Below are 22,931 nucleotides of genomic sequence, written 5' to 3'. Positions count from 1 at the left end.
CGGTGGTTCTGAGATGTTCGACAACCTTGGGCACGGGCCCAATCACTTGCTCAATGCACTGCCGGCGGCGGTGCAGGAGCGCCTGCTGCCCCACCTCAAGCCGGTGGCCCTGGGCCTGGGCCAGGTGCTCTACGAGTCCGGGGACATACCGCGCCACGTGTACTTCCCCACCGATGCAGTGGTGTCGTTGCTGTACCTGATGGAAAACGGCGCCTCGGCGGAAATCGCCGTGGTGGGCAACGAAGGGCTGGTGGGGGTGGCCCTGGTCATGGGCGGCGAAAGCACCACCAGCCGGGCCATCGTGCAGAGCGCCGGGCACGCCTTGCGCCTGCCCGGCCAGCGCCTCAAGGACGAGTTCAACCGCCACGGCGAAATGCTCCTGCTGATGCTGCGCTACACCCAGTCGCTGATCACCCAGATGGCCCAGACCGCGGTGTGCAACCGCCACCACTCCATCGACCAGCAACTGTGCCGCTGGCTGCTGCTGTCTTTGGACCGGCTGCCGGGCAACCAGCTGGTGATGACCCAGGAGCTGATCGCCAACATGCTCGGGGTGCGTCGCGAAGGCGTGACCGAAGCCGCGGGCAAACTGCAGCGCCAGGGCATCATCGAATACAGCCGCGGCCGGATCAATGTGCTTGACCGGCCGCGGCTGGAGCAGCACAGCTGCGAGTGCTATGGGGTGGTGCGCAAGGAAACCGAGCGCTTGCTGCCGTACCTGCCTGGCAGCAAGCGCGCCGATCCGGACTGAAACGGGCGTGGGTGTCAGGCCGCGCCAGACGCCTTCACCGCCAGGATGCTCCCCGGCATCGAGTACAAGGCGCGTTCGGTGGTGCTGCCGATCAAGCGGCCAAAGCCGGTGCGGTGCACCGTGCCCATCACCACCACGTCCACCAGGTATTCGTCGACGAACTGGGCGATGCCCGGCACCGGCGGGCCCATGATGAAGTGGCGGAATTCCTGGGGCACGTTGTGCTCATCCCCCAGGCGTTCGAATTCCTTGTGCAGGGAGTCGCGCAGCTCGTCCAGGCAGTTGACGCTCCAGGCGGTGGACGCCACCGGCGCCACGCCATCGAGCATCGGCATCAGGTCGTAGGCGTACAGCAGGTGCAACTGGGCGTCGCATTGCAGGGCCAGGGCGTGGGCGGTCTGGATGATCTGCGTATTGAGCCCGCGGATCTGGGTGTCGGACTGGGCCGGGTCCACCGCGGCGACAATCCGCCGGGGCAGCTTGTGCGGCGCGTCATTGACCAGGTGCACCGGCACCGGCGCCTCGCGCAGCAGGTGGCAATCCAGCGGGGTGACGAACACGCGCTTGAGGGCCGACTCCAGGGTCACGTCCTTGATCAGCAGGTCAGGTCGGAACTCGTCGATGTAGGCGAGCATGTCCTTGAGCACCTGGGTGCTCCAGATCACCTGGGTGGTGACCTGCACGCCCTCCTCGGCCATCCACTGCGCTTCCACCTGCAACCAGCGCTCGTGGCGCTGCAGGTAGGCTTCGCGCTCGCTGTCTTCCAGGTGTTCTTCCCACAGGTAGGTGCGCGCCGGCGGTTCGACGAACACCAGGGCGTGCAGCGCCGCGCCGCTGGCCCGGGCCAGGGCAACGGCACGGCGCGCCGCGGGGGATTGGTGCTGCTGTGGATCGGCGATCAGCAACAGACGCTGGTACTGGCTCATGGTGCTCCTCCTTGGGCGATACGTGAGCTTGAGTGTGGAATGCCGTGCTGCCGGGCGCCTTGATCGGTATCAAGGGCGCCCGGTGGCACGGGTCATGGGGTGATGGCGATCTTCATCACGCCGTCGCGCTGGCTGGCGAACAGCTCGTAGGCAGCCTCGATATCGTCGAGCTTGAAGCGGTGGGTCACCAGCGGCTTGAGGTCCACCTGGCCACTGGCGACCACCTCCATCAGCCGGCGCATGCGTTCCTTGCCGCCCGGGCACAGGGTGCTGAGGATGCTCAGGTCGCCCAGGCCGGCGGCATAGGCATCCAGGGGAATGCGCAGGTCGCTGGAATAGACCCCCAGGCTCGACAGCTTGCCCCCCGGGCGCAGCACCCGCAGCGCCGACTCGAAGGTGCCCTGGGTGCCCAGGGCCTCGATCGACACATCGACCCCGCGACCGTCGGTGAGGTCCATGATCTGCTTGACCACGTCGCCCTGCTTGAAGTCCACCACATGGGTCGCCCCCAGCCCGCGCGCCACGCTCATGCGCGCGGCCACGGTGTCGACGCCAATGATGGTGGTGGCACCCTTGAGCCTGGCTCCGGCCACCGCGCACAGGCCGATGGGGCCCAGGGCGAACACCGCCACGCTGTCGCCGATGTTCACCTCGGCACGCTCGGCGCCGGAGAAACCGGTGGACATGATGTCCGGGCACATCAGCACTTCTTCATCGCTCAGGCCGTCGGGGATCGGGCACAGGTTGGCCAGGGCGTCCGGCACACGCACGTATTCGGCCTGGCAGCCATCGATGGTGTTGCCGAACTTCCAGCCGCCCGTGGCGCGGAAGCCGTGGCGGGTGTCCGGGCCGTCCTGGGAGCCGCAGCCGCAGAGGCAGGCGTAGCTCTGGCCGCTGGGGGTGATGGCCCCGGCGATCACTCGCTGGCCCTCGTGGAAGCCGCGCACCTGGGAGCCCAGGCGCTCGATCACCCCCACCGGCTCGTGGCCGATGGTCAGGCCCTTGGCCACCGGGTATTCACCCCGCAGGATGTGCACGTCGGTGCCGCAGATGGTGGTGGTGGTGATCCGCACCAGGGCGTCCAGCGGACCGATTTCGGGGATGTCCTTGTCTTCCAGCACGATGCGGTTCTTCTCCACGAATACCGCTGCTTTCATCTTGGCCATGTTGCCGATCTCCATTGCCGGGAAGGGGTCTGCGCGAATCCGCAGGTCTGCTGACAGACTGCGCGGATACCCCGGGGAAGGGCTTGATCATGGTCAAACAATGGCCCCTTGGCGGCCGCTGGGGCGACCGTGTGTCGCAAACTCGCCCTTCAGCCCTGCTGCCGGCGCGGCACCAGGCACAACAACAGCGCCGCAACCCCGCACAGGCCCAGGGTCGGCCCCAGGGCCTGGCCCCAGCCCACCAGCAGCAACCCGACGCCAATCAGCAGGTAGTAGAACAGCCCGAACCCGGCCCCGGCGCTGCCCAGCCGGTCGCTGTAGGCCGCCAGCGCCGAGCCGAGGATATTGGGGATGGCCAGGCCGAAGCCCAGCACCACGCCGAGCATGGGCAGCAGCAACCACAGGCTGTGCCCAAGCGCGGTCACCCCGAGGCCACCCAGGGTCACCGCCAGGGCCGCCAGCCGCAGCAGGGTGTCACCGGACCAGCCCCGCCCCAGCAGCCGACGATTGAGCCAGGCCCCCAGCCCCGAAGCCAGGGCCAGGCCCGCACCGCTGTAACCAAAGCCCTGCTCGCCCCACCCCAGGTCGCGAAACAGGAACGGCCCGAGGCTGTAGTAGCTGAGCAAGGCCACATTGAACAGCGCCACCAGCAGCGCCGAGCGCCAGATGCCCGGGTCCCTGAGCATGTGCCACAAGGTCCCGGCCAGGGGCGCCAGGTGCGGCGCCGGCGCACGGGTTTCCGGCAAGGCCCGGGCGCACCAGCCGAGCAAGGCCAGGGCCAGCACCAGCAACCCGGCCAGCGCGCCCTGGTAGCCCCAGGCCCGCACCAGCCCGGCCCCACTGAACAGGCCAATGGCCGGGCTGGCCGCCAGGACCATGCCCACCAGGGAAAACACCCGCACCAGTTCACTGCCGCGAAACAGGTCGCGCAGCAGGGTCTGGGTCACCACCGAGCCCGCCGCCACGCCCAGGGCGGCGAGGGCCTGGCACAGCAACAGCGCGGTAAAACTCTGCACCTGCAATTGCAGCCCGATGGCCAGGACGTACAGCGTCAGGCCACCCAGCAAGGCCGGGCGCCGGCCCCAAAGATCGCTCAAGCGCCCCCACAGCAGCACCCCCGGGGCAAACCCCAGGACAAACACCGAAAGGCTCTGGGCCGCTTGCGCGGGGGCCACGCCAAAGGCCCGGCCAAGATCGGCCAGGGCCGGGCTGTAGAGGGTCTGGGCGAGCTGCGGGAACATCAGCAGGGCCAGGGCCAGGGGCAACAGGGAACGGGGATTCATCAGGCAGTGCTCGGCAAAAAAAACATGCCGGCGATTCTAGGCAGCGGCGCCTGGCGTATTATCGCAACCCTGCCAACAAACATCGGAAGTACGCCAATCATGGCCTGGCTCGAACCACAGGCACTCTTCGACCCCGACCGCTTCGACGCCCCCCTGCTGGGCATCGCCGCGACCCTCGGCGACCACGACTCCGGCCTGCACCGCCACCGCCGCGGGCAATTGCTGTACACCCGCCAGGGCTGCACGCGGATCACCCTGGACCATCGCCTGTGCCTGCTGCCGCCCTCGCGGGCGGCGTGGATTCCCCCGGGGGTCACGCACCGCGCGCAAATGCAGCAGAGCGTGGACTACCGTTCGCTGTACTTCAGCGCCGAACTGAGCCGGCGCCTGCCGGCCGAAGTGGCGGTGATCGAGGTCAGCCCGCTGCTCCAGGCCGTGCTGGAACCCATGGCCCAGGCCGCCTTCGACTGCGACTGGAGCCAGGGCCGCTACCCGCACCTGCTGGGCCTGTGCATCGAGGAAATCCGCCAGGCCCTGCACCAGCCCCTGTCGCTGCCCCTGCCCCGGGACAAACGCCTGCAACCGCTGCTGGCGGACCTGGAGCAACTGCCGCCGCAATTGCAGGTACTGGCCACCCGGGTCGGCGCCAGCAGCCGCACCATCGGCCGGATCTTCCAGCGTGAAACCGGCCTGAGCTACCAGCAATGGCGCCAGCAGTGGCGGCTGATGCGCGCCATCGAACTGCTCGCCACAGGCCGCGGCATCGGCTACAGCGCCTGCGCACTGGGCTTTGCCAGCGACAGCATCTTCATCGCCTTCTTCAAGGCCATGACCGGCACCACGCCGCGGGCGTATTTCAAGTAAGGCCGCACGTTTCATTCCTGGGGGATGTGGCGAAAGCCCACCGCTACAGCACGGGTCGAGGTGGGGCTACGTTACGTGCCGCACGCACCCAGGCCCATGACCGCTATCGGGGAGCTTGAGGAGACCAATGCCGTCGCGGCCCAGCGCCTTGGCGAGGCAGGGCGGGAGACCGCCAGGCAAGGCCCTGCGGGCCTTTGCGCAGCTTCGCAGGCTCAGCAGCGGCTACAGGGCCAGTGCCGTTCGGCGATTTTTGTAGCCGCTGCCGCAGGCGGCGAACGGCTGCGCGCAGACGCGGCGATGCCAGGGGTATTGTCAGGCCAGGGCCGGGCCGGGGCTTGGGGTGGCCGGCGCCTCAGGTGCGGCTGCGCAGCCATTGCAGGAAACCCTTCCTGGGCACTGGCTTGGGCGCAGCCTGGGACAGGGTCTGGGCCATGTGCCGGCGAAAATCCAGGAGGTTCTTCATGGCCTCGTTGATGTCGTGGCGCGCATCCAGGCAGGGCTTGAGGAACTCGTTGTCGATGCGGTAGAGGCTGCAGAAGGTCTTGGCCGCAAACTGCGCCACTGTGGCTTGATCGGCCACCACGCCGGCTTCGCCGATGACCTCCCCCGGCCCCATGCGCCCAGCCTCGAAGGGCTTGCCGTCGCGTTGCATGGTCACCGAAACCACCCCGGATTCGATGATGAACAGGTGATCGCTGACCTCGCCCTGGGCCAGGATGGTCTCGCCGGCACGATAGGTCTGCAGGTGCATGTTCTGGCTGAAGGTGTCCTTCTCATCCTGGCGCAGGGTGGAAAAGATGCTCGAGGCGTCCAGCAGTGCCCGGGGCCGCGACAGGGTCGCCGCCTGGGCCGGCTCGGCGGCGGACAGCAGGCCGATGCCGCTGGCCTGCAAATGGCGGAAGGCCAGGTCGAACAGCTGGTTGCGCACCTCGCGCTTGTGCCCCATGTCGGCGACAAAACAGCTGATCTCGTATTCCGCGCCACTGCTGCTGGTGCTCTTCATCGCCACGCTGGCCGCCGGGGTACTCAACAGCAGGCGGCAGCCCAGGGTGGCCCGTTCCAGGGCCTCGATGACTTTCTGCGGGCGCGCGTGGGGGCTGACCTGCACGCTCACCGACAGGCCATGAACATCCACCGGCCGGCTGAAGTTGGTGATCTTGGCCTTGGACGCCAGGGAGTTGGGGATCACCACCATGCTGCCCTGGGAGGTCTGCAGCCGGGTGGCGCGCCAGTCGATGTCCAGCACCCGCCCCTCGGTGCCGTCGATGGCGATCCAGTCATCGATCTGGTAGGGCTTGGTGGTGTTGAGGACGATCCCGGAAAACAGGTCGCTGAGGGTGCTTTGCAGCGCCAGGCCGACGATGATCGCCAAGGCCCCGGAGGTGGCCAGCACGCCCTTGACCGGCAGTTCCAGCACATAGGCCAGGGCGGCGATGATGGCGATGAGGAAGATCACCGCGCCCATCAGGTCCTGCAGCAGGCGCCCGGTATGCCCCACCCGCTGCATCATCAGGGTGCCCAGCAACACCGTCAGGGTCCGCGCGCCAAACAGCCACCAGCCAATTTCCAGGCCGGTGGCGGCCAGGTGCAGGGGCACGTCGTCGGGCCAGGGCGCGGCCTGCATCGGGTTCATGCCCTGGTTGAACAGCATCAGGCTGTAGAGGGAAAAGATCAGCACCCGTACCGCCAGCTTCCAGTAGTCGCCACGGCTGCCGATCAGGCGCCAGAGCAGCATATCCAGGAACAGCAGGAACAGCGCGGCCAACAACGGATGATCGCTGAACAGGGAAGACATCGAGGCACTCCGGCATGACGAAGACGGCACGATCGCACGAAAGACGCAGGAGCAGGTATAGCTGGAAAAGCCCGGGGCGTGCGCCCCGGGCCGGGATCGGGCGACGGGCGCAGGGCCCGCCGCGACTCAGGGATTACTGGCCCTGGGTCAGGGTGTTGTAGCTGGTCATCAGGTTGCGGTAGTCGGGGATGTGGTTGGAGAACAGGGTGCCCAGGCCTTCGATGTCGTTGCGCCAGTCGCGGTGCAGCTCGCAGGCCAGGCCGAACCAGGTCATCAACTGGGCGCCGGCATTGGACATGCGGTTCCAGGCCGAATCGCGAGTCAGGGCATTGAAGGTGCCGGAAGCGTCGGTAACCACGAAGACTTCAAAGCCTTCTTCCAGGGCCGAGAGCGCCGGGAACGCCACGCATACTTCGGTAACCACGCCGGCGATGATCAGTTGCTTCTTGCCGGTGGCCTTGATCGCCTTGACGAAGTCCTCGTTGTCCCAGGCATTGATCTGGCCCGGGCGGGCGATGTACGGCGCATCGGGGAACAGCGCCTTGAGCTCCGGCACCAGGGGGCCGTTGGGGCCGGTTTCGAAACTGGTGGTGAGGATGGTCGGCAACTTGAAGTACTTGGCCAGGTCGGCCAGGGCCAGCACGTTGTTCTTGAAACGATCGGGCTCGATATCGCGGACCAGCGACAGCAGGCCGGCCTGGTGGTCTACCAGCAGAACGGCGGCGTTATCCTTGTCCAAACGCTTGTATGCAGTGGTCATGTGAAGTCCTCGCTAATGATCGATGCCGGAAGACCCGGCTTGGATGAAACCCGTGGCACGCTCCGCCGGGGTAACGGCGGGCGTCGGGGAGTAGCACGCGACAGGCAAAGCCTGGTGGCCGATGCCCGCCGCGCCAGTGCAACCGGTCAGTGACCGGTTGCGTCCATCTGGCCGAAGCGTCCCGATTGGAAATCGACGAAGGCCTGATGAATCTCTTCTTCGCTGTTCATCACGAACGGGCCGTGGCCGACGATGGGTTCGTCGATGGGCTCGCCGCTGAGCAACAGCACGATCGCGTCGTTGTTGGCCTCCAGGCTGATGTCCTGGCCGTCACGCTCCAGCAGCGCCAGCTGACCTTCGCGCACCAGCTCCTGGCCATTGACCTGCACCGTGCCGCGCAATACCACCAGGGCGCTGTTACGCCCCGAATGCAGAGGCAGGTCCAGGTGCTTGCCGGCTTGCAGGCGGATGTCCCAGACGTCGATCGGGGTGAAAGTCCGTGCAGGGCCCCGGTGGCCATCGAACTCGCCGGCGATCAGGCGCAGGCTGCCGGCATTGCCCGGCAGCGGGACCTGCGGGATGTCCGCCGCAACGATGGTCTGGTAACCGGGCGCCGCGAGCTTGTCCTTCGCCGGCAGGTTGACCCACAACTGGACCATTTCCAGGTTGCCGCCACGCCGGGCGAAGTCCGTGGAATGGAACTCCTCATGGAGGATCCCCGAGGCCGCGGTCATCCACTGCACATCGCCAGGGCCGATCTTGCCGCCGCTGCCGGTGGAATCCCGGTGCTCCACCTCGCCGTCATAGACGATGGTTACGGTTTCGAAACCGCGATGGGGGTGCTGGCCGACGCCGCGCCGGGCGCTGGTGGGGCTGAACTGCGCGGGGCCGGCGTGATCCAGCAGCAGGAACGGGCTGATGTGCTGGCCGAGGTTGTCGTAGGAAAACAGGGTACGGACCGGGAAGCCGTCACCGACCCAATGGGGCCGTGGACTGGTGTAGATGCCAATGATGTTTTTCATGTCGTCCTCCAGAACTATCTGATGGACACACCTTAAAACTCAGACCTTTGCCGCGCTAGACTGCAAAAATCACCCTTAGCGTTCTATCTGGAGAACGATCTTGGAAGATCTGAACACCCTCTACTACTTCACCCAGGTGGTGGAGCACCGTGGCTTTGCCGCCGCGGGACGGGCCCTGGACATGCCCAAGTCCAAGCTCAGCCGACGGATTTCCCAGTTGGAGGAACGCCTTGGAGTGCGCCTGATCCATCGCACCAGCCGCCACTGTTCGCTGACCGAGATCGGCCAGGAGTACTACCAGCGCTGCCTGGCCATGCGGGTGGAAGCCGAGGGCGCGGCGGAGGTCATAGAACGCAACCGCTCCGAACCCCAGGGGCTGGTACGCGTGGCTTGCCCCACGGCCCTGCTCAATTCCTGGGTGGGGCCGATGCTTACCCGCTTCATGCTCAAGTACCCCCTGGTGGAACTGTTCATCGAGAGCACCAACCGCCGGGTCGACCTGATCCACGAGGGCTTCGACATCGCCCTGCGGGTGCGCTTCCCGCCCCTGGAAAACACCGACCTGGTGATGAAGGTGCTGGGCAACAGCACCCAGTGCCTGGTGGGCCACCCGGATTTTCTCCAGCGCCTGTCGGGCCCGGCAACACCGGCCGACCTCAGCGGTTTGCCGAGCGTGCACTGGGGTGCGGCGCAACGTGAATATCAATGGCAATTGCTAGGCCCGGACGGCGCCGAGGCACTGATCCGCCACCGACCGCGGATGGTCACCGACGACCTGCTGGCGCTGCGTCATGCAGTGTTGGCGGGCATCGGCATCGCCCACCTGCCCAAGGTGGTGGTGCGTGAAGACCTGGAGGCCGGGCGACTGCTGGAACTGGTGCCCGACTGGGCGCCAAGGTGCGGCATCGTGCATGCGATCTTCCCCTCGCGCCGAGGGCTGCTGCCTTCGGTACGCAGCCTGATCGACTTTCTCGGGGAGGAATTCAGCCACAGCGACATGGCCTGAGGCTCAGAAGCAAGCGCCTGGAACGGCCAGGTGGTGGCGGTTGGGCAACCTCCCTGTGGGGTTTCGTGCCTGGGTACGCGATTCGCCGGCAAGCGGGTTCCTACAGGGGCAGGTGGATTCGTGAACGCGGGGCAATATTCCTTTGTGCCGGCGGCGGTTTTTCTCAGCGATGCAGGTACGGATACTGCCGGCCAATCCCACTGCAATGCCCGGAGTGACCCATGTCTGTACCCGCCTTTGGCCTCGGCACCTTCCGCCTTCAGGGCCAGGTGCTCATCGATTCCTTGAGCTGCGCCCTGGAACTGGGCTATCGCGCCATCGATACTGCGCAGATCTACGACAACGAAGCCGATGTCGGCGCCGCGGTGGCCGCCAGCGGCATTCCCCGCGACCAGCTGTTCATCACCAGCAAGATCTGGATCGCCAACCTGTCCCGGGAGCGCCTGATCCCCAGCCTCAAGGAAAGCCTGCACAAGCTGCGCACCGATTACCTGGACCTGACCCTGATCCACTGGCCCTCGCCAGACAACCAGGTGCCGGTGGCGGAGTTCATGCAGGCCCTGCTGGAAGCCAAGACCCAGGGCCTGACCCGGCAGATCGGCGTGTCCAACTTCAGCAATGCCTTGCTGCAGCAAGCCATTGATGCCGTCGGGGCCGAGCAGATCGCCAGCCACCAGGTGGAATTGCACCCCTACCTGCAGAACCGCAAGGTGGTGGAATTCGCCCGCAGCCAGGGCATTCACATCACCTCCTACATGACCCTGGCCTATGGCGAAGTGCTCAAGGACCCACTGATCCTGCAGATCGCCCAGGCACGCCAGGCCACGCCGGCCCAGGTGGTGCTGGCCTGGGCCATGCAGTCGGGCTATGCGGTGATCCCCTCCTCCACCCGCCGGGCCAACCTGCAAGGCAACCTCGCCGCCTGCGCCTTGACCCTGAGCAGCGCGGAGCTTGAGAGCATCGCCGGCCTGGAGCGCGGCCAACGCCTGACCAGCCCGGCAGGCATTGCCCCGCAGTGGGACTGAAGCGCGAACGGCGCTGACAATAACGCCAAACGGCATCCCTCGGGATGCCGTTTGGCGTGGGGTGTGCAAACCTCGGTCAGTTCGGGCTGCCCCAATGGCCATGCAACTGCGCCAGCCGCTGCCGGGAAGGCCCGGCGGCCTCGGGCAATGGCGGGTCCACCCATAGCATCAGGCGCTTGATCGCCGCGCTGTCCGGCCATTCGGCCGGGCTGACATGCACCTTGCACCACCGGCTGCCGGAAGTGGCGGCAAGATGCTGGGTGCCGTAGATCAGGGCTTGCTCGATATGCGGGTGGTCCAGGCAGAAAACCAGCAGGTCGAAATCACTGCGGACAGCCAGGTTGGCGTTGATGATCAGCAGGTCGAACGACTCGCAGGAATACTCCACCAGCGTCAGCAGTTCCTCCAGCCTGTGCACCGGGGCCACTCGGTAATAGTTCAGTTGATTCAGGGCTCTTTCGATCTGCATGCGACGAAAGTGCTGATCATCGGCAATCAATATGCGCAATGCTCTGTTGGACATTTTTCTGATCCTGCTGACAAGACTTCGGCACTGCGAATACCGGCCCTACTCCCGGGCCGCTGGAAGGCTAAGCCAGTGCGTGGAGGTTGGCTCTAGGAACAACCTGAAAGTCGCTGCCGAGGGCGCCCCGGCGGACGGCGCTCTACCCCAGCCGCCTGGCGCTCGCGGCTCGTCCTCCAGCCCCGCTGTGCAACCGTGCCCTACCATAACCACCGGCCACGGTTTTTAGCAGGGGCCAGCCCGCGGAAAAGTCTTGTTGTCCGGTAAGCCCCTTCCGAGAGAAGCCGAGCCGTATCTCATGCCTCCCCTGGACGGAGGCGAAAAATGCTCATTCGGTGGTGCTCGGGCTCCAGAACGCCTGCTGCACCCAGGGCGATGTGGACAGCCGGGCCACCAGCACATCCAGTTCGTCACCGTCCACCGAGGTGGTCGCCAGGGTCGCCTCGATCTCCACATCCTCCGTACCGAAGGCGTGCACATCAACGTCGCTGGCGGGGTAGTTGCAGCGCGCCAGCTCCGCTTCCAGCAGGGCGAACACTGCCTTCTGCTTCGAGCGGTGGGCGATCACGTAGACGATATTGGTGACCTCGGCGGACACCACGTCCAGGGGCTGGCGGTTGATGTTGTTGACGATGGGCCGCAGCAGGGTATTGGCGGCCAGCACGAACAGGGTGCCCAGCAGTGCCTCGAGGATCAGGTCGGCACCGGCGCAGGCCCCCACCGCCGCCGAGGCCCAGAGGGTGGCGGCGGTATTCAGCCCACGGACATTACCCTCCTCGCGCATGATCACCCCGGCGCCGAGAAAGCCGATACCGGAGACCACGTAGGCCACCACCCGCACCGCCCCTTCGGCGCCCCCCAGGCGGTTGGCCATGTCGACGAAGATCGCGGCCCCCACCGCCACCAGCACATTGGTGCGCAAACCCGCGGTGCGCTGGCGGTACTGGCGTTCGAAGCCGATCAGGCCCCCGAGGATAAAGGCGGCGCTGAGGCTGACCAGGGTATCGATCAGCGAGTCCAGGTTGATGTTGTGCAGGGCTTGCATGGCGACTGTCCTTGAGCGAAGGGCATGAATGGCACCAGAGGACTCTAGCAGCGGTCCATGAACGTCTCATGGCCTGCCGTGATGCACGGCTGACCGTAGGAGCCGGCTTGCCAGCGAAGAGGCCCGTAAGGGCGCCTTAGCCCGCCGGGGAGCTTTCGCTGGCAACACAGCCTTCGCCAGCGAGCTGGCTCCTACAGGGCAGCATTACTGCCAGCCGAAGCGCCGCACGTAGAAGCCCTTCACCGCCTGGGTCAGGGCCATGTAGGCCAGCAGGATCAGCGGCAGGAACACGAAGTACAGCGACGGCAGCGCCTGCAGCTTGAAGTAGTGCGCCAGCGGGCCCATCGGCAGGAAGATCCCCACCGCCATGATGACGCCGGTCATCACCATCAACGGCATGGCCGCGCGGCTCTGCAAAAACGGAATCTTCGGCGTGCGGATCATGTGCACGATCAGGGTCTGGGTCAGCAGCCCCACCACGAACCAGCCGGACTGGAACAGCGTCTGGTGGTCCGGGGTATTGGCGTCGAACACGTACCACATCAGGGCAAAGGTGGTGATGTCGAAGATCGAGCTGATAGGCCCGAAGAACAGCATGAACCGCCCCACATCCGCCGGCTGCCAGCGCTGCGATTTTTTCAGCATTTCCTCATCGACGTTATCGAAGGGAATGGCGATCTGGGAAATGTCGTACAGCAGGTTCTGCACCAGCAGGTGCATCGGCAGCATCGGCAGGAACGGAATGAAGGCACTGGCCACCAGCACCGAGAACACGTTGCCGAAGTTCGAGCTGGCGGTCATCTTGATGTACTTGAGCATGTTGGCGAACGTCCGGCGCCCTTCCAGCACGCCCTCCTCCAGCACCATCAGGCTCTTTTCCAGGAGGATGATGTCCGCCGCTTCCTTGGCGATGTCCACCGCGCTGTCCACGGAAATGCCGATGTCGGCGGTGCGCAACGCCGGGGCGTCGTTGATGCCGTCGCCCATGAAGCCCACCACGTGGCCGTTGGCCTTGAGCAGGCGGACAATGCGCTCCTTGTGGGTCGGGGTCAGCTTGGCGAACACGTTGGTGGTTTCCACCGCCTGGGCCAGTTGCTCGTCGCTCATGCGCTCGATGTCGTTGCCCATCAGCAGGCCCTGCTGCTCCAGGCCCACTTCGCGGCAGATCTTCGCCGTCACCAGTTCGTTGTCACCGGTCAGCACTTTCACCGCCACGCCATGTTCGGCCAGGGCCTTGAGGGCCGGCGCAGTGCTTTCCTTGGGCGGGTCGAGGAATGCCACGTAGCCGATCAGGGTCAGCTCGCACTCGTCCGCCAGGCTGTAGGTATCGCGCCCGTCGATCATCGGCCGCGCGGCCACCGCCACCACCCGCAGCCCCTCTTCGTTGAGGTCGGCGGTCACCTGGCGGATCCGCGCCAGCAGGCTCTCGGTCAGGGCTTCCTCGGCTTCGCCATGGCGTACGTTGCGGCACACCGCCAGCACTTCCTCCACCGCCCCCTTGCAGATCAGCAGGTGCGGCCGGTCCTGTTCCGCCACCACTACCGACATGCGCCGACGGGTGAAATCGAAGGGGATTTCATCGACCTTCTGGAATGCCGTGCCGACCTTGAGCTCGCGGTGCACCTCGACGTGCTCCAGTACCGCCACGTCCAGCAGGTTCTTCAGCCCGGTCTGGTAGTAGCTGTTGAGGTAGGCCATTTCCAGCACGTCGTCGGAATCCTCGCCCCAGACGTCCACGTGCCGCGCCAGGAAGATCTTGTCCTGGGTCAGGGTGCCGGTCTTGTCGGTGCACAGCACGTCCATGGCGCCGAAGTTCTGGATCGCGTCCAGGCGCTTGACGATGACCTTCTTGCGCGACAGGAACACCGCGCCCTTGGCCAGGGTCGAGGTGACGATCATCGGCAGCATTTCCGGGGTCAGGCCCACGGCAATCGACAGTGCGAACAGCAGCGCCTCCATCCAGTCGCCCTTGGTGAAGCCGTTGATGAACAGCACCAGGGGCGCCATGACGAACATGAAGCGGATCAGCAGCCAGCTGACCTTGTTGACCCCGCTCTGGAACGAGGTGGGCGCGCGGTCGGTGGCGCTGACACGCTGGGCCAGGGCGCCGAAATAGGTGCTATTGCCGGTGGTCAGGATCACTGCCGTGGCGGAACCGGAGACCACGTTGGTGCCCATGAACAGGATGTTGTCCAGGTCCAGGGGGTTGCTGGTGTCGGCGTCCTGCTGGCGGGGGAATTTCTCCACCGGCATGGATTCGCCGGTCATGGCCGCCTGGCTGACGAACAAGTCCTTGGCGCTGAGCACCCGGCAGTCGGCGGGAATCATGTCGCCGGCCGAGAGCACGATCAGGTCGCCGGGCACCAGTTGCTTGATCGGCAACTCGATGCGCTGAGCGCCCTTGACCTCGGCGGCGGCCCCCAGCAGGCGGCCGAGCATCGGCGCGGCCTGGGGCGCCGCCCCTGGGCGCATGACCGTGGCGGTGTTGCTGACCATGGCCTTGAGGGCATCGGCGGCCTTGTTCGACTTGGCCTCCTGCCAGAAGCGCAGCAGGGTCGAGAGCACCACCATGGAGAAGATCACCGTGGCCGCCTTCATGTCTTCGGTCAGCCAGGAAATCACCGCCAGCAGGGTCAGCAGCAGGTTGAAGGGGTTCTTGTAGCAGTGCCACAGGTGGGTCCACCAGGGCAGCGCCTGCTCGTGCTCGACCTCGTTGAGGCCGTGACGCTCACGCAGGGCATCGGCCTCCTCGGTGCTCAGGCCGTCGGTGTGGCTGCCGAGCTGGTCCAGCAGTTGCGCGGCATCGCTGTTGGCCGCGGCCACCAGGGTTTGCGCCAGGGTCGGCGGCACGTCGCGACTGACGCTGGCATCGCTGAAACTTTCCAGCAGTGCCAGGCGGCGGAAGTGCCGGGCGAAATGCCGGGTCCGCAGGAAGCCGGCAAAGAACTCTTTCAACAGGGTGAGCTTCATGGTGATGACTCCTGCAGCAACGGCGTAGGGAAAACCGCAGGCAGGTACGATCGGGCGTTGCCGGAGGGTAATCCTCCATGCATGCCTGATCCGCAGGTCCTGGACCTGCGCGTCGATGCCACCACGACACGGCAGCCGGCCGGGTCGAAGGGGAAATAGAAGTCGCCAGGAAGTGGCGTCGGGAAGCGAACCACAGAAGTTCGCGATCGGGATGCCGCATCTCGCTGGACGGCGAGACAGCGGCAGGAAAAAGGCTGCGCGCTATCTTGCCGGGACTGCGCCGGTTACTGAAACCGGCCGACTCCTGTCACTCGAACAAGTACCCACACTGGGCCTCCACTGATTGAAAACGCGCGCAGCTTACGCCGCACTATTTGCAGAGTAAACCGGAGGGAAACCCTGGCAGAGGGAATCGAAAAGTTCTTCAGCCAAGGTTCAGGAATGCCTTCGCCGGCAAGCCGGCTCCTACAAAAAACACCCGGGATAGCCCCGAATGGCAGGAGCCGGCTTGCCGGCGAAGAGGTCCGCAAGAACGGAGGTGGCGCCGATCAGCTGGCGGTGGCCAGCAGCATGTCACGCACCGAACGGCTGTGACCGCGGCTCTTGCCGTGTTCGTAGAGCGAATCGGCAATCTCCTGGGCACGGATCGGCAGCACCGACAGCAAGGTGTCGCTCAGGCCATGGCTGGCCTGGCTGAAGCCCTGCATGTAGACGCCGGCCTTGCAGCGCTCGTCGGTCACCAGGCGGTAATTGCGGTCCACCTCGAAGTCACCCAGGTAGGCCTGCAGCGGCGCCAGCAGTTGACGATGCATCTGCCGCTCGTAGCCGGTGGCCAGCACCACCGCATCGTAGTGACGCACTTCGCGCTCGCCGCTGGCACTGTTGCGCAGGATCAGCTCGATGCCCAGGTCGGTGGCGGTGGCCTTCTCCACCGTGGTCATGGTGCGGAAGGTGTGGCGTGCGATGCCGGAAACCTTCTGCCGGTAGAAAATCCCGTAGATGCGCTCGATCAGGTCGATGTCCACCACCGAATAGTTGGTGTTCTGGTATTCGCTGACCAGGCGCTCGCGCTCGCTGCCAGTCTGCTGGAACACCAGGTCGGTGAAGGCCGGGGAGAACACTTCGTTGACGAACGGGCTGTCATCCGCCGGCTTGAGTGCCGAACCGCGCATGATGATGTCGGCCTGCACCGAAGGGAAACTGTCGTTGAGGTCGATGAAGGCTTCTGCCGCGCTCTGCCCGCCGCCGATGATGGCGATGTTCATCGGTTTGCCACTGACACAGGGCTGGTTGGCCATGCGTTCCAGGTACTGGGAATGGTGGAACACCCGCGCATCGCCCTTGAGCCCCTTGAAGGTTTCCGGAACCCGCGCCGTGCCGCCGGCACTGACCACCACCGAACGGGTGGTGCGCACCAGTTCGCTGCCCTGGGCATCCCGGGAAATCACCCGCAACGCCTCGACCTGCTGGTTGTGCAGCACTGGCTCGATGGCCAGCACTTCTTCGCCGTAGCGGCTGTGTTCCTGGAAGTGCCCGGCCACCCAGCGCAGGTAGTCGTTGAACTCCATGCGGCATGGATAGAAGGTGCCCAGGTTGATGAAGTCCACCAGGCGCCCGTGGTGCTTGAGGTAGTTGACGAAGGAATAGGGGCTGGTGGGGTTGCGCAGGGTCACCAGGTCCTTGAGGAAGGAAATCTGCAGTTCGCTCTGGGTTACCAGGGTATTGCCATGCCAGCGATAGTCAGCCTGCTTGTCGAGGAACAACGCGTCCAGCGGACCGTGCTCCTGCCCGCGCTCCTCCAGCGCAATGGCCAGCGCCAGGTTCGAGGGGCCGAAACCGATACCGATCAAATCGTGAACGTGGGCCGATGCAATTGCCTGTGTCATTTCCAGTGTCCTCTGGATAAACCGCCTCAACGCGGGGGATAAAGTGTCACGGTGACCCGACTGGCCCATGCAGGACAGCAGATCGTCTGTTGAGTAGGGACGAGGACAATGAAAAAAAATTTAACTAAATACGTCTCAACGGCAACGGCTTATTGAGCATCCCACTGGCGCAGGCGCGACCGGCAATGCTTCATGGCATTAACGATGTGTTTCTCCACCAGGCTGCGGGAAATCCCCAGCTGTTCGGCGATCTGCGGGTGGGACAGACCTTCGAGCTTGCGCAGCAGGAAGCTCTCGCGACACAGCCGGGGCAGCTCGGCCAGGGCCCGTTGCAGCATTTCCAGGCGCTGGCCGTGATCCAGGCTGGTCTGCGGCGAAGGGTTGAAGTAACGCTCTTCGTTGTCCAGCACCTCCAGGGGCTCGGACTGGCGCAAGGCATTGCGCCGATGGCCGTCGATCACCAGGTTCAGGGCCGTGCGATAGAGAAACGCCCGCGGCTGCTCGATGGGGGTATCGCTGGAGCGCTCCAGGACCCGCACATAAGCGTCATGCACCACATCCTCGGCCACCTGGCGATTGCCCAGCTTGGCGTTGAGGAAGCACATCAGCTCGCGATAGTAGTTTTCCAACAGGGCTCCCGAGCGCCCACTGGGGCGGTTCTGTCCTTGAGCAAGTCCGGCCATGGCCGATTGCACCCGGTAATTCGTGATGGCTGTTTAGTAGCGGCGTAATTTATAGTAATTCTCATATAGATTTAAAGTAGCGGAGCACCGCGGTGGGTTTATTTTCAGTGTTCCGACAGCTGTAACGCCATGTGTCGGCAGTTAAATTCCCCCCCCGGCATCTCGTTTACCTGACAGCTCCCCGTCTCTGCCGTTCCTGCGGCAGCCGCAAGCCTGGCTGCCCCTTGTGCAGCTGGCCGTTGTGACGGGCCGATATCCCCTGGCCGGAACCCTGCATGAAACGTCCTCGCCCTACCCGACGCGCCCTGCTTGCCGCACTGTGTGTGATCCCCGTTGTTGCCATCGCTGCCTGGAAGTTCATCCCGGCAGGCCGTGACCAGTTCACCACCGTGCAAGTGAGCCGCGGCGATATAGAAAGCAGCGTCACCGCCCTGGGCACCTTGCAGCCACGACGCTACGTGGATGTGGGCGCCCAGGCGTCCGGGCAGATCCGCAAGATCCACGTCGAATCCGGTGATCAGGTCAAGGAAGGCCAGTTGCTGGTGGAGATCGACCCCTCCACCCAACAGGCAAAACTCGACGCCAGCCGTTTCTCCATCGAGAACCTGCAGGCCCAGTTGCAGGAGCAGTACGCCCAGAACCAGCTGGCCCGGCAGAAGTACCAGCGCCAGCAGAATCTGGCGGCCGGCGGCGCCACCCGCGAGGAAGACGTACAGACCGCCCAGGCCGAACTCAAGGCCACCCAGGCGCGGATCGACATGTACAAGGCGCAGATCCGCCAGGCCCAGGCCAGCCTGCGCAGCGACCAGGCCGAACTGGGCTACACGCGCATCTATGCGCCCATGTCCGGCACCGTGGTCGCGGTGGACGCCCGCGAAGGCCAGACCCTCAACGCCCAGCAGCAGACCCCGTTGATCCTGCGCATCGCCAAGCTCTCGCCCATGACCGTCTGGGCCGAAGTCTCGGAAGCCGATATCGGCCACGTCAAACCCGGCATGCACGCCTACTTCACCACCCTGAGCGGCGGCAACCGACGCTGGACCAGCACTGTGCGGCAGATCCTGCCGATCCCGCCCAAGCCCCTCAACGAATCCAGCCAGGGCAGCGGCAGCCCCAACAGCACCAGCAAGAGCGGCAGCGGCCGGGTGGTGCTCTACACCGTGCTGCTGGACGTGGACAACGCCGACAACGCCCTGATGGCGGAAATGACCACCCAGGTGTTCTTCGTCGCCAATCAGGCAAAAAATGTGCTCACTGCCCCCATCGCCGCCCTGCACGGCAGTACCGAGCCGGACCTGCAGATGGCTCGGGTAGTGGCCAAGAACGGCTCGATCGACGAACGCAAGGTCCGGGTCGGCATCAGCGACCGCCTGCGCATCCAGATCCTCGACGGCTTGAACGAAGGTGATCATCTGCTGATCGGCCCGGCCAACAGCAGCGGGGGTTGAATGCAGACGCCTCTGATCGACCTCAGGAACATCCGCAAATCCTACGGCGGCGGCGACAGCCCGCAGGTCGATGTCCTGCGGGGCATCGACCTGTCGATCCACGCCGGCGAGTTCGTCGCCATCGTCGGCGCCTCGGGCTCCGGCAAGTCGACGCTGATGAACATCCTCGGTTGCCTGGACCGCCCGACCTCGGGCGAGTACCTGTTCGCCGGGGAGAACGTGGCTCACCTGGACAGCGACGAACTGGCCTGGCTACGCCGCGAAGCCTTCGGCTTCGTGTTCCAGGGCTACCACCTGATCCCATCCGGCTCAGCCCAGGAAAACGTCGAGATGCCGGCCATCTACGCCGGCACCCCGGCCGCCGAACGCCACGCCCGCGCCGCCGCCCTGCTGGAGCGCCTGGGCCTGGCCAGCCGCAGCGGCAACCGCCCGCATCAATTGTCCGGTGGCCAGCAGCAGCGAGTGTCCATCGCCCGCGCCCTGATGAACGGCGGCCACATCATCCTCGCCGACGAACCCACCGGCGCCCTGGACAGCCACAGCGGCGCCGAAGTCATGGCCCTGCTGGACGAACTGGCCAGCCAGGGCCACGTGGTGATCCTCATCACCCACGACCGCGAAGTGGCGGCCCGGGCCAAGCGCATCATCGAGATCCGCGACGGCGAGATCATCAGCGACACCGCCACCAGCGATCCCTCGGTACAATTGAGCGCCAACGCCGGCGCCCTGCAAGCCGTGGACCTGCGCCAGCGCCTGGCCGACGGCAGCGAGCCCACCGGTGCCTGGAAAGGCGAACTGCTGGAAGCCATACAGGCCGCCTGGCGGGTGATGTGGATCAACCGCTTCCGCACCGCCCTGACCCTACTGGGGATCATCATCGGCGTGGCCTCGGTGGTGGTGATGCTGGCGGTGGGCGAAGGCAGCAAGCGCCAGGTGATGGCGCAGATGGGGGCGTTTGGCTCGAACATCATTTACCTGAGCGGCTACTCGCCCAACCCGCGCACCCCGGAAGGCATCGTCACCCTGGATGACGTCGCCGCCCTGGCCAACCTGCCCCAGGTGAAACGGATCATGGCGGTCAACGGCGCCAAGGCCGGGGTGCGTTTCGGCAACGCCGACTACATGAGCTACGTGGGCGGCAACGACACCAACTTCCCGGAAATCTTCAACTGGCCCGTGGCCCAGGGCAGCTACTTCAGCGAGGCCGACGAACGCTCGGCAGCGGCAGTGGCGGTGATTGGCCACAAGGTCCGGGAAAAGCTCCTCAAGGACGTGGCCAACCCCATCGGCCAGTACATCCTCATCGAAAACGTGCCGTTCCAGGTGGTCGGCGTACTCTCGGAAAAAGGCGCCAGCTCCGGCGACAGCGACAGTGACGACCGCATCGCCGTGCCCTACTCCGCCGCCAGCATCCGCCTGTTCGGCGACCACAACCCGCAATACGTGGCGATCGCCGCCGCCGATGCCAGCCGGGTCAAGCAGACCGAACAGGAGATCGATGAACTGATGCTACGCATGCACGGCGGCAAGCGCGATTTCGAACTGACCAACAACGCCGCGATGATCCAGGCCGAGGCCCGGACCCAGAACACCCTGTCGCTGATGCTCGGCGCCATCGCCGCGATCTCGCTGCTGGTGGGCGGCATCGGGGTGATGAACATCATGCTCATGACCGTGCGCGAACGCACCCGGGAAATCGGTATCCGCATGGCCACCGGTGCCCGCCAGCGCGACATCCTGCGCCAGTTCCTCACTGAAGCAGTGATGCTTTCGGTGGTCGGCGGCCTGGCCGGCATCGGCGTGGCCCTGATCATCGGCGGCATCCTGATTCTCAGCGAAGTGGCGGTGGCCTTCTCCCTGGCCGCAGTGCTCGGCGCCTTCGCCTGCGCCCTGGTCACCGGCGTCATCTTCGGCTTCATGCCGGCCCGCAAAGCTGCCCGGCTCGACCCGGTCACGGCCCTTACCAGTGAATGATCGATCTATGAAAGTGCACCTGACCCTCCTGGCCGCCAGCGTCTTGCTGGCGGCCTGCAGCAGCCCGGCGCCGCGCCCGGAAAGCGGCCTGCAAGCACCGGCGTCCTGGCACTCTCCCGCCAGCCAGGGCGACCGGCAGCAAGACCTGCGCTGGTGGACCCGTTTCGGCAGCCCGGAGCTGGACCAACTGATCGCCGAAGCCCGGGCCGGCAGCCACGACCTGGCCGCCGCCATGGCCCGGGTCCACCAGGCCCAGGCCAGTGCCATCGTCGCCGGGGCACCGCTGCTGCCCAGCGTCAATGGCACCTTCAACGCCAGCCGCAGAAAACAGTTGCGGGGCAACGACTCCAGCCAGCTCGATTCCAGCAGCAACAGCAAGGTCACGAACTCGTTCGACGCGGGCCTGAGCGCCACCTATGAAGTCGACTTCTGGGGCGGCCGCCGCGCCGCCTACGACAGCGCCCTGCTCGGGGTCCAGGCCAGCGAGTTCGACCAGGCCACCGTTGAGCTGACCCTGCTCAGCGGCGTGGCCAACAGCTATGCCCAGGTCCTGTCGTTGCGGGAACAGAGCCGTATCGCCGAACTCAACCTGGCCAATGCGCAGAACGTGTTGCAACTGGTGCAGACCCGCTATGACTCCGGCTCGGCCACCGCCCTGGAACTGGCCCAGCAGAAAAGCCTGGTGGCCGCCCAGCAACGCCAGGTGCCCCTGGTGCAACAGCAGGCCGAAGAGGCGCAGATCACCCTCGCCACCCTGCTGGGCCGGCCGGTACAGAGCCTGAAACTGAACGACCAGCCCTTTACCCAATTGAACTGGCCGACCATCGATGCCGGGGTGCCCAGCGAACTGCTGACCCGCCGTCCCGATATCGCCGGTGCCGAGGCCCGGCTGGCGGCGGCCCAGGCCGATGTCAAAGTGGCGCGGGCGGCAATGCTGCCGACCCTGACCCTGACCGCCAACCTGGGTTCGAACGCCGACAAGCTGGGCAATGTCTTGCGCAATCCCTTCTACAACCTCACCTCTGGGCTGGTGGCGCCGATCTTCAACAACGGGCGCCTGAGCGCCGAACGGGACAGGACCACAGCGCGCCAGCAAGAGCTGCTGGAGACTTATCGCGGGGCGATCATCAATGGTTTTGCCGATGTGGAGAAAGCCCTCAACAGCATTCGCGGCCTGGACCAGCAGCGCCAGTGGCAGAGCGAAGAACTGAACCAGGCGCAGCGCGCCTTCGAGATCGCCCAGAGCCGCTATCAGGCCGGCGCCGAAGACCTGCTGACCGTCCTGGAAACCCAGCGCACCCTGTACACCGCCCAGGACCAGAACGTGCAACTGCGGCTGTCGCGCCTGCAGTCGAGCATTGCCCTGTACAAGGCCCTGGGGGGCGGCTGGAGCCACTGACACGGCGGGAGTGGTCGGCCCGTTCACTCCCGCGCCCGGCGCAGCGGTCGAGCGTGAAATCGCTTAGAATCCCCTCCCGCCCCACCGCCAACAGAACCCCATGTCCCTCGAAAATGTGCCGCACGACCCACTGGCAGACCTGCTGGCCCTGCTGCGCAAGGTCTACCCCAACGGGCTCGACAACCGCGACTACAAGCGCCTTCTGGTGCTGCTGTACCCGCACTTGTGCGACCGCAATCTGGCACAGTTGATGGCGCAGCTCACCCACAGGGACGCGGACCTCATTCTCAACGACCTCTACGCCGCCGTGACCGGCCAGCCGCCGCCCGCCGCAGAGCTGCAAGCGTTGCAGGCGCTACTGGAGCGGCACGGCGCCCGGGCCCTCCTGACGGACGACTGACTGCG

The 22,931-nt window shown here is 65.5% G+C and carries 19 protein-coding genes; 8 read left to right on the top strand and 11 right to left on the bottom strand.

Annotated features, from left to right (window positions below):
- Window positions 1-13 precede the first annotated feature (13 nt).
- On the top strand, window positions 14-751 hold the full coding sequence (locus tag M2395_RS00380) for a Crp/Fnr family transcriptional regulator (protein ID WP_053159563.1): 738 nt from the start codon (window positions 14-16) through the stop codon (window positions 749-751).
- Between the two features lie 14 nt (window positions 752-765).
- Here the strand turns inward: M2395_RS00380 and M2395_RS00375 are convergent, their stop codons facing one another.
- The 3 genes from M2395_RS00375 to M2395_RS00365 all read right to left on the bottom strand — a co-directional run bounded on the left by M2395_RS00375 (window position 766) and on the right by M2395_RS00365 (window position 4,126).
- Window positions 766-1,677, bottom strand: coding sequence for a universal stress protein (locus M2395_RS00375; RefSeq protein ID WP_011062349.1), 912 nt, complete (start codon window positions 1,675-1,677; stop codon window positions 766-768).
- 92 nt (window positions 1,678-1,769) lie between these two features.
- Window positions 1,770-2,843, bottom strand: a complete 1,074-nt coding sequence (locus M2395_RS00370; RefSeq protein ID WP_053152835.1) for an NAD(P)-dependent alcohol dehydrogenase — start codon at window positions 2,841-2,843, stop codon at window positions 1,770-1,772.
- Window positions 2,844-2,992: 149 nt separating this feature from the next.
- A complete protein-coding gene (locus M2395_RS00365) occupies window positions 2,993-4,126 on the bottom strand; it encodes an MFS transporter (RefSeq protein ID WP_123430443.1) in 1,134 nt (377 codons plus the stop codon).
- Window positions 4,127-4,225: 99 nt separating this feature from the next.
- Between M2395_RS00365 and M2395_RS00360 the strand changes: the two genes are divergently transcribed.
- Window positions 4,226-4,990: a helix-turn-helix transcriptional regulator gene (locus M2395_RS00360; protein ID WP_041119235.1), complete on the top strand. Its 765-nt coding sequence runs from the start codon at window positions 4,226-4,228 to the stop codon at window positions 4,988-4,990.
- 352 nt (window positions 4,991-5,342) lie between these two features.
- Here M2395_RS00360 and M2395_RS00355 read toward each other — a convergent pair whose 3' ends face one another.
- The 3 genes from M2395_RS00355 to M2395_RS00345 form a co-directional block, all read right to left on the bottom strand.
- Window positions 5,343-6,785: a mechanosensitive ion channel family protein gene (locus tag M2395_RS00355; protein WP_123430442.1), complete on the bottom strand. Its 1,443-nt coding sequence runs from the start codon at window positions 6,783-6,785 to the stop codon at window positions 5,343-5,345.
- Between the two features lie 133 nt (window positions 6,786-6,918).
- Complete coding sequence (ycaC, locus tag M2395_RS00350; RefSeq protein WP_011062354.1) at window positions 6,919-7,545, bottom strand: isochorismate family cysteine hydrolase YcaC; 627 nt, start codon at window positions 7,543-7,545, stop codon at window positions 6,919-6,921.
- Between the two features lie 146 nt (window positions 7,546-7,691).
- Entirely contained in the window at window positions 7,692-8,567 is an 876-nt protein-coding gene (locus M2395_RS00345) for a pirin family protein (protein WP_011062355.1), read from the bottom strand.
- Window positions 8,568-8,664: 97 nt separating this feature from the next.
- Between M2395_RS00345 and M2395_RS00340 the strand changes: the two genes are divergently transcribed.
- Window positions 8,665-9,573 (top strand): LysR substrate-binding domain-containing protein, encoded by a 909-nt coding sequence (locus M2395_RS00340; protein WP_026020155.1) that lies wholly within the window; start codon window positions 8,665-8,667, stop codon window positions 9,571-9,573.
- 221 nt (window positions 9,574-9,794) lie between these two features.
- Window positions 9,795-10,598 (top strand): 2,5-didehydrogluconate reductase DkgB, encoded by an 804-nt coding sequence (gene dkgB, locus M2395_RS00335; protein WP_123430441.1) that lies wholly within the window; start codon window positions 9,795-9,797, stop codon window positions 10,596-10,598.
- Window positions 10,599-10,674: 76 nt separating this feature from the next.
- Here the strand turns inward: dkgB and M2395_RS00330 are convergent, their stop codons facing one another.
- The 5 genes from M2395_RS00330 to M2395_RS00310 form a co-directional block, all read right to left on the bottom strand.
- Complete coding sequence (locus M2395_RS00330) at window positions 10,675-11,121, bottom strand: response regulator (protein ID WP_123430440.1); 447 nt, start codon at window positions 11,119-11,121, stop codon at window positions 10,675-10,677.
- Between the two features lie 328 nt (window positions 11,122-11,449).
- Window positions 11,450-12,166, bottom strand: a complete 717-nt coding sequence (locus M2395_RS00325; RefSeq protein ID WP_123430439.1) for an MgtC/SapB family protein — start codon at window positions 12,164-12,166, stop codon at window positions 11,450-11,452.
- Window positions 12,167-12,370: 204 nt separating this feature from the next.
- The gene (gene mgtA, locus M2395_RS00320; RefSeq protein ID WP_123430438.1) at window positions 12,371-15,136 is read right to left on the bottom strand and encodes a magnesium-translocating P-type ATPase; all 2,766 of its coding nucleotides are present in this window, start codon (window positions 15,134-15,136) and stop codon (window positions 12,371-12,373) included.
- A gap of 548 nt (window positions 15,137-15,684) precedes the next feature.
- Window positions 15,685-17,022, bottom strand: coding sequence for a lysine N(6)-hydroxylase/L-ornithine N(5)-oxygenase family protein (locus M2395_RS00315; protein WP_041119239.1), 1,338 nt, complete (start codon window positions 17,020-17,022; stop codon window positions 15,685-15,687).
- Between the two features lie 149 nt (window positions 17,023-17,171).
- Complete coding sequence (locus tag M2395_RS00310) at window positions 17,172-17,654, bottom strand: sigma-70 family RNA polymerase sigma factor (RefSeq protein WP_026020154.1); 483 nt, start codon at window positions 17,652-17,654, stop codon at window positions 17,172-17,174.
- 326 nt (window positions 17,655-17,980) lie between these two features.
- Here M2395_RS00310 and M2395_RS00305 point away from each other — a divergent pair, with 326 nt between their 5' ends.
- The 4 genes from M2395_RS00305 to M2395_RS00290 all read left to right on the top strand — a co-directional run bounded on the left by M2395_RS00305 (window position 17,981) and on the right by M2395_RS00290 (window position 22,926).
- Window positions 17,981-19,153, top strand: a complete 1,173-nt coding sequence (locus M2395_RS00305; RefSeq protein ID WP_015636412.1) for an efflux RND transporter periplasmic adaptor subunit — start codon at window positions 17,981-17,983, stop codon at window positions 19,151-19,153.
- Window positions 19,154-21,127 carry a MacB family efflux pump subunit gene (locus tag M2395_RS00300; RefSeq protein ID WP_041119243.1) on the top strand — a complete coding sequence of 658 codons (1,974 nt, stop codon included), beginning with the start codon at window positions 19,154-19,156 and terminating at the stop codon, window positions 21,125-21,127.
- A gap of 7 nt (window positions 21,128-21,134) precedes the next feature.
- A complete protein-coding gene (locus M2395_RS00295; protein ID WP_123430437.1) occupies window positions 21,135-22,526 on the top strand; it encodes an efflux transporter outer membrane subunit in 1,392 nt (463 codons plus the stop codon).
- A gap of 100 nt (window positions 22,527-22,626) precedes the next feature.
- Window positions 22,627-22,926: a DUF3349 domain-containing protein gene (locus M2395_RS00290; protein ID WP_123430436.1), complete on the top strand. Its 300-nt coding sequence runs from the start codon at window positions 22,627-22,629 to the stop codon at window positions 22,924-22,926.
- The last annotated feature ends 5 nt before the right edge of the window (window positions 22,927-22,931 follow it).

The organism is Pseudomonas sp. BIGb0176, from assembly GCF_024810175.1.
Taxonomy (GTDB): domain Bacteria; phylum Pseudomonadota; class Gammaproteobacteria; order Pseudomonadales; family Pseudomonadaceae; genus Aquipseudomonas; species Aquipseudomonas protegens.
The sequence above is the reverse complement of the archived record's forward strand: the minus strand, read 5'-3'. Positions and strand labels throughout refer to the sequence as shown.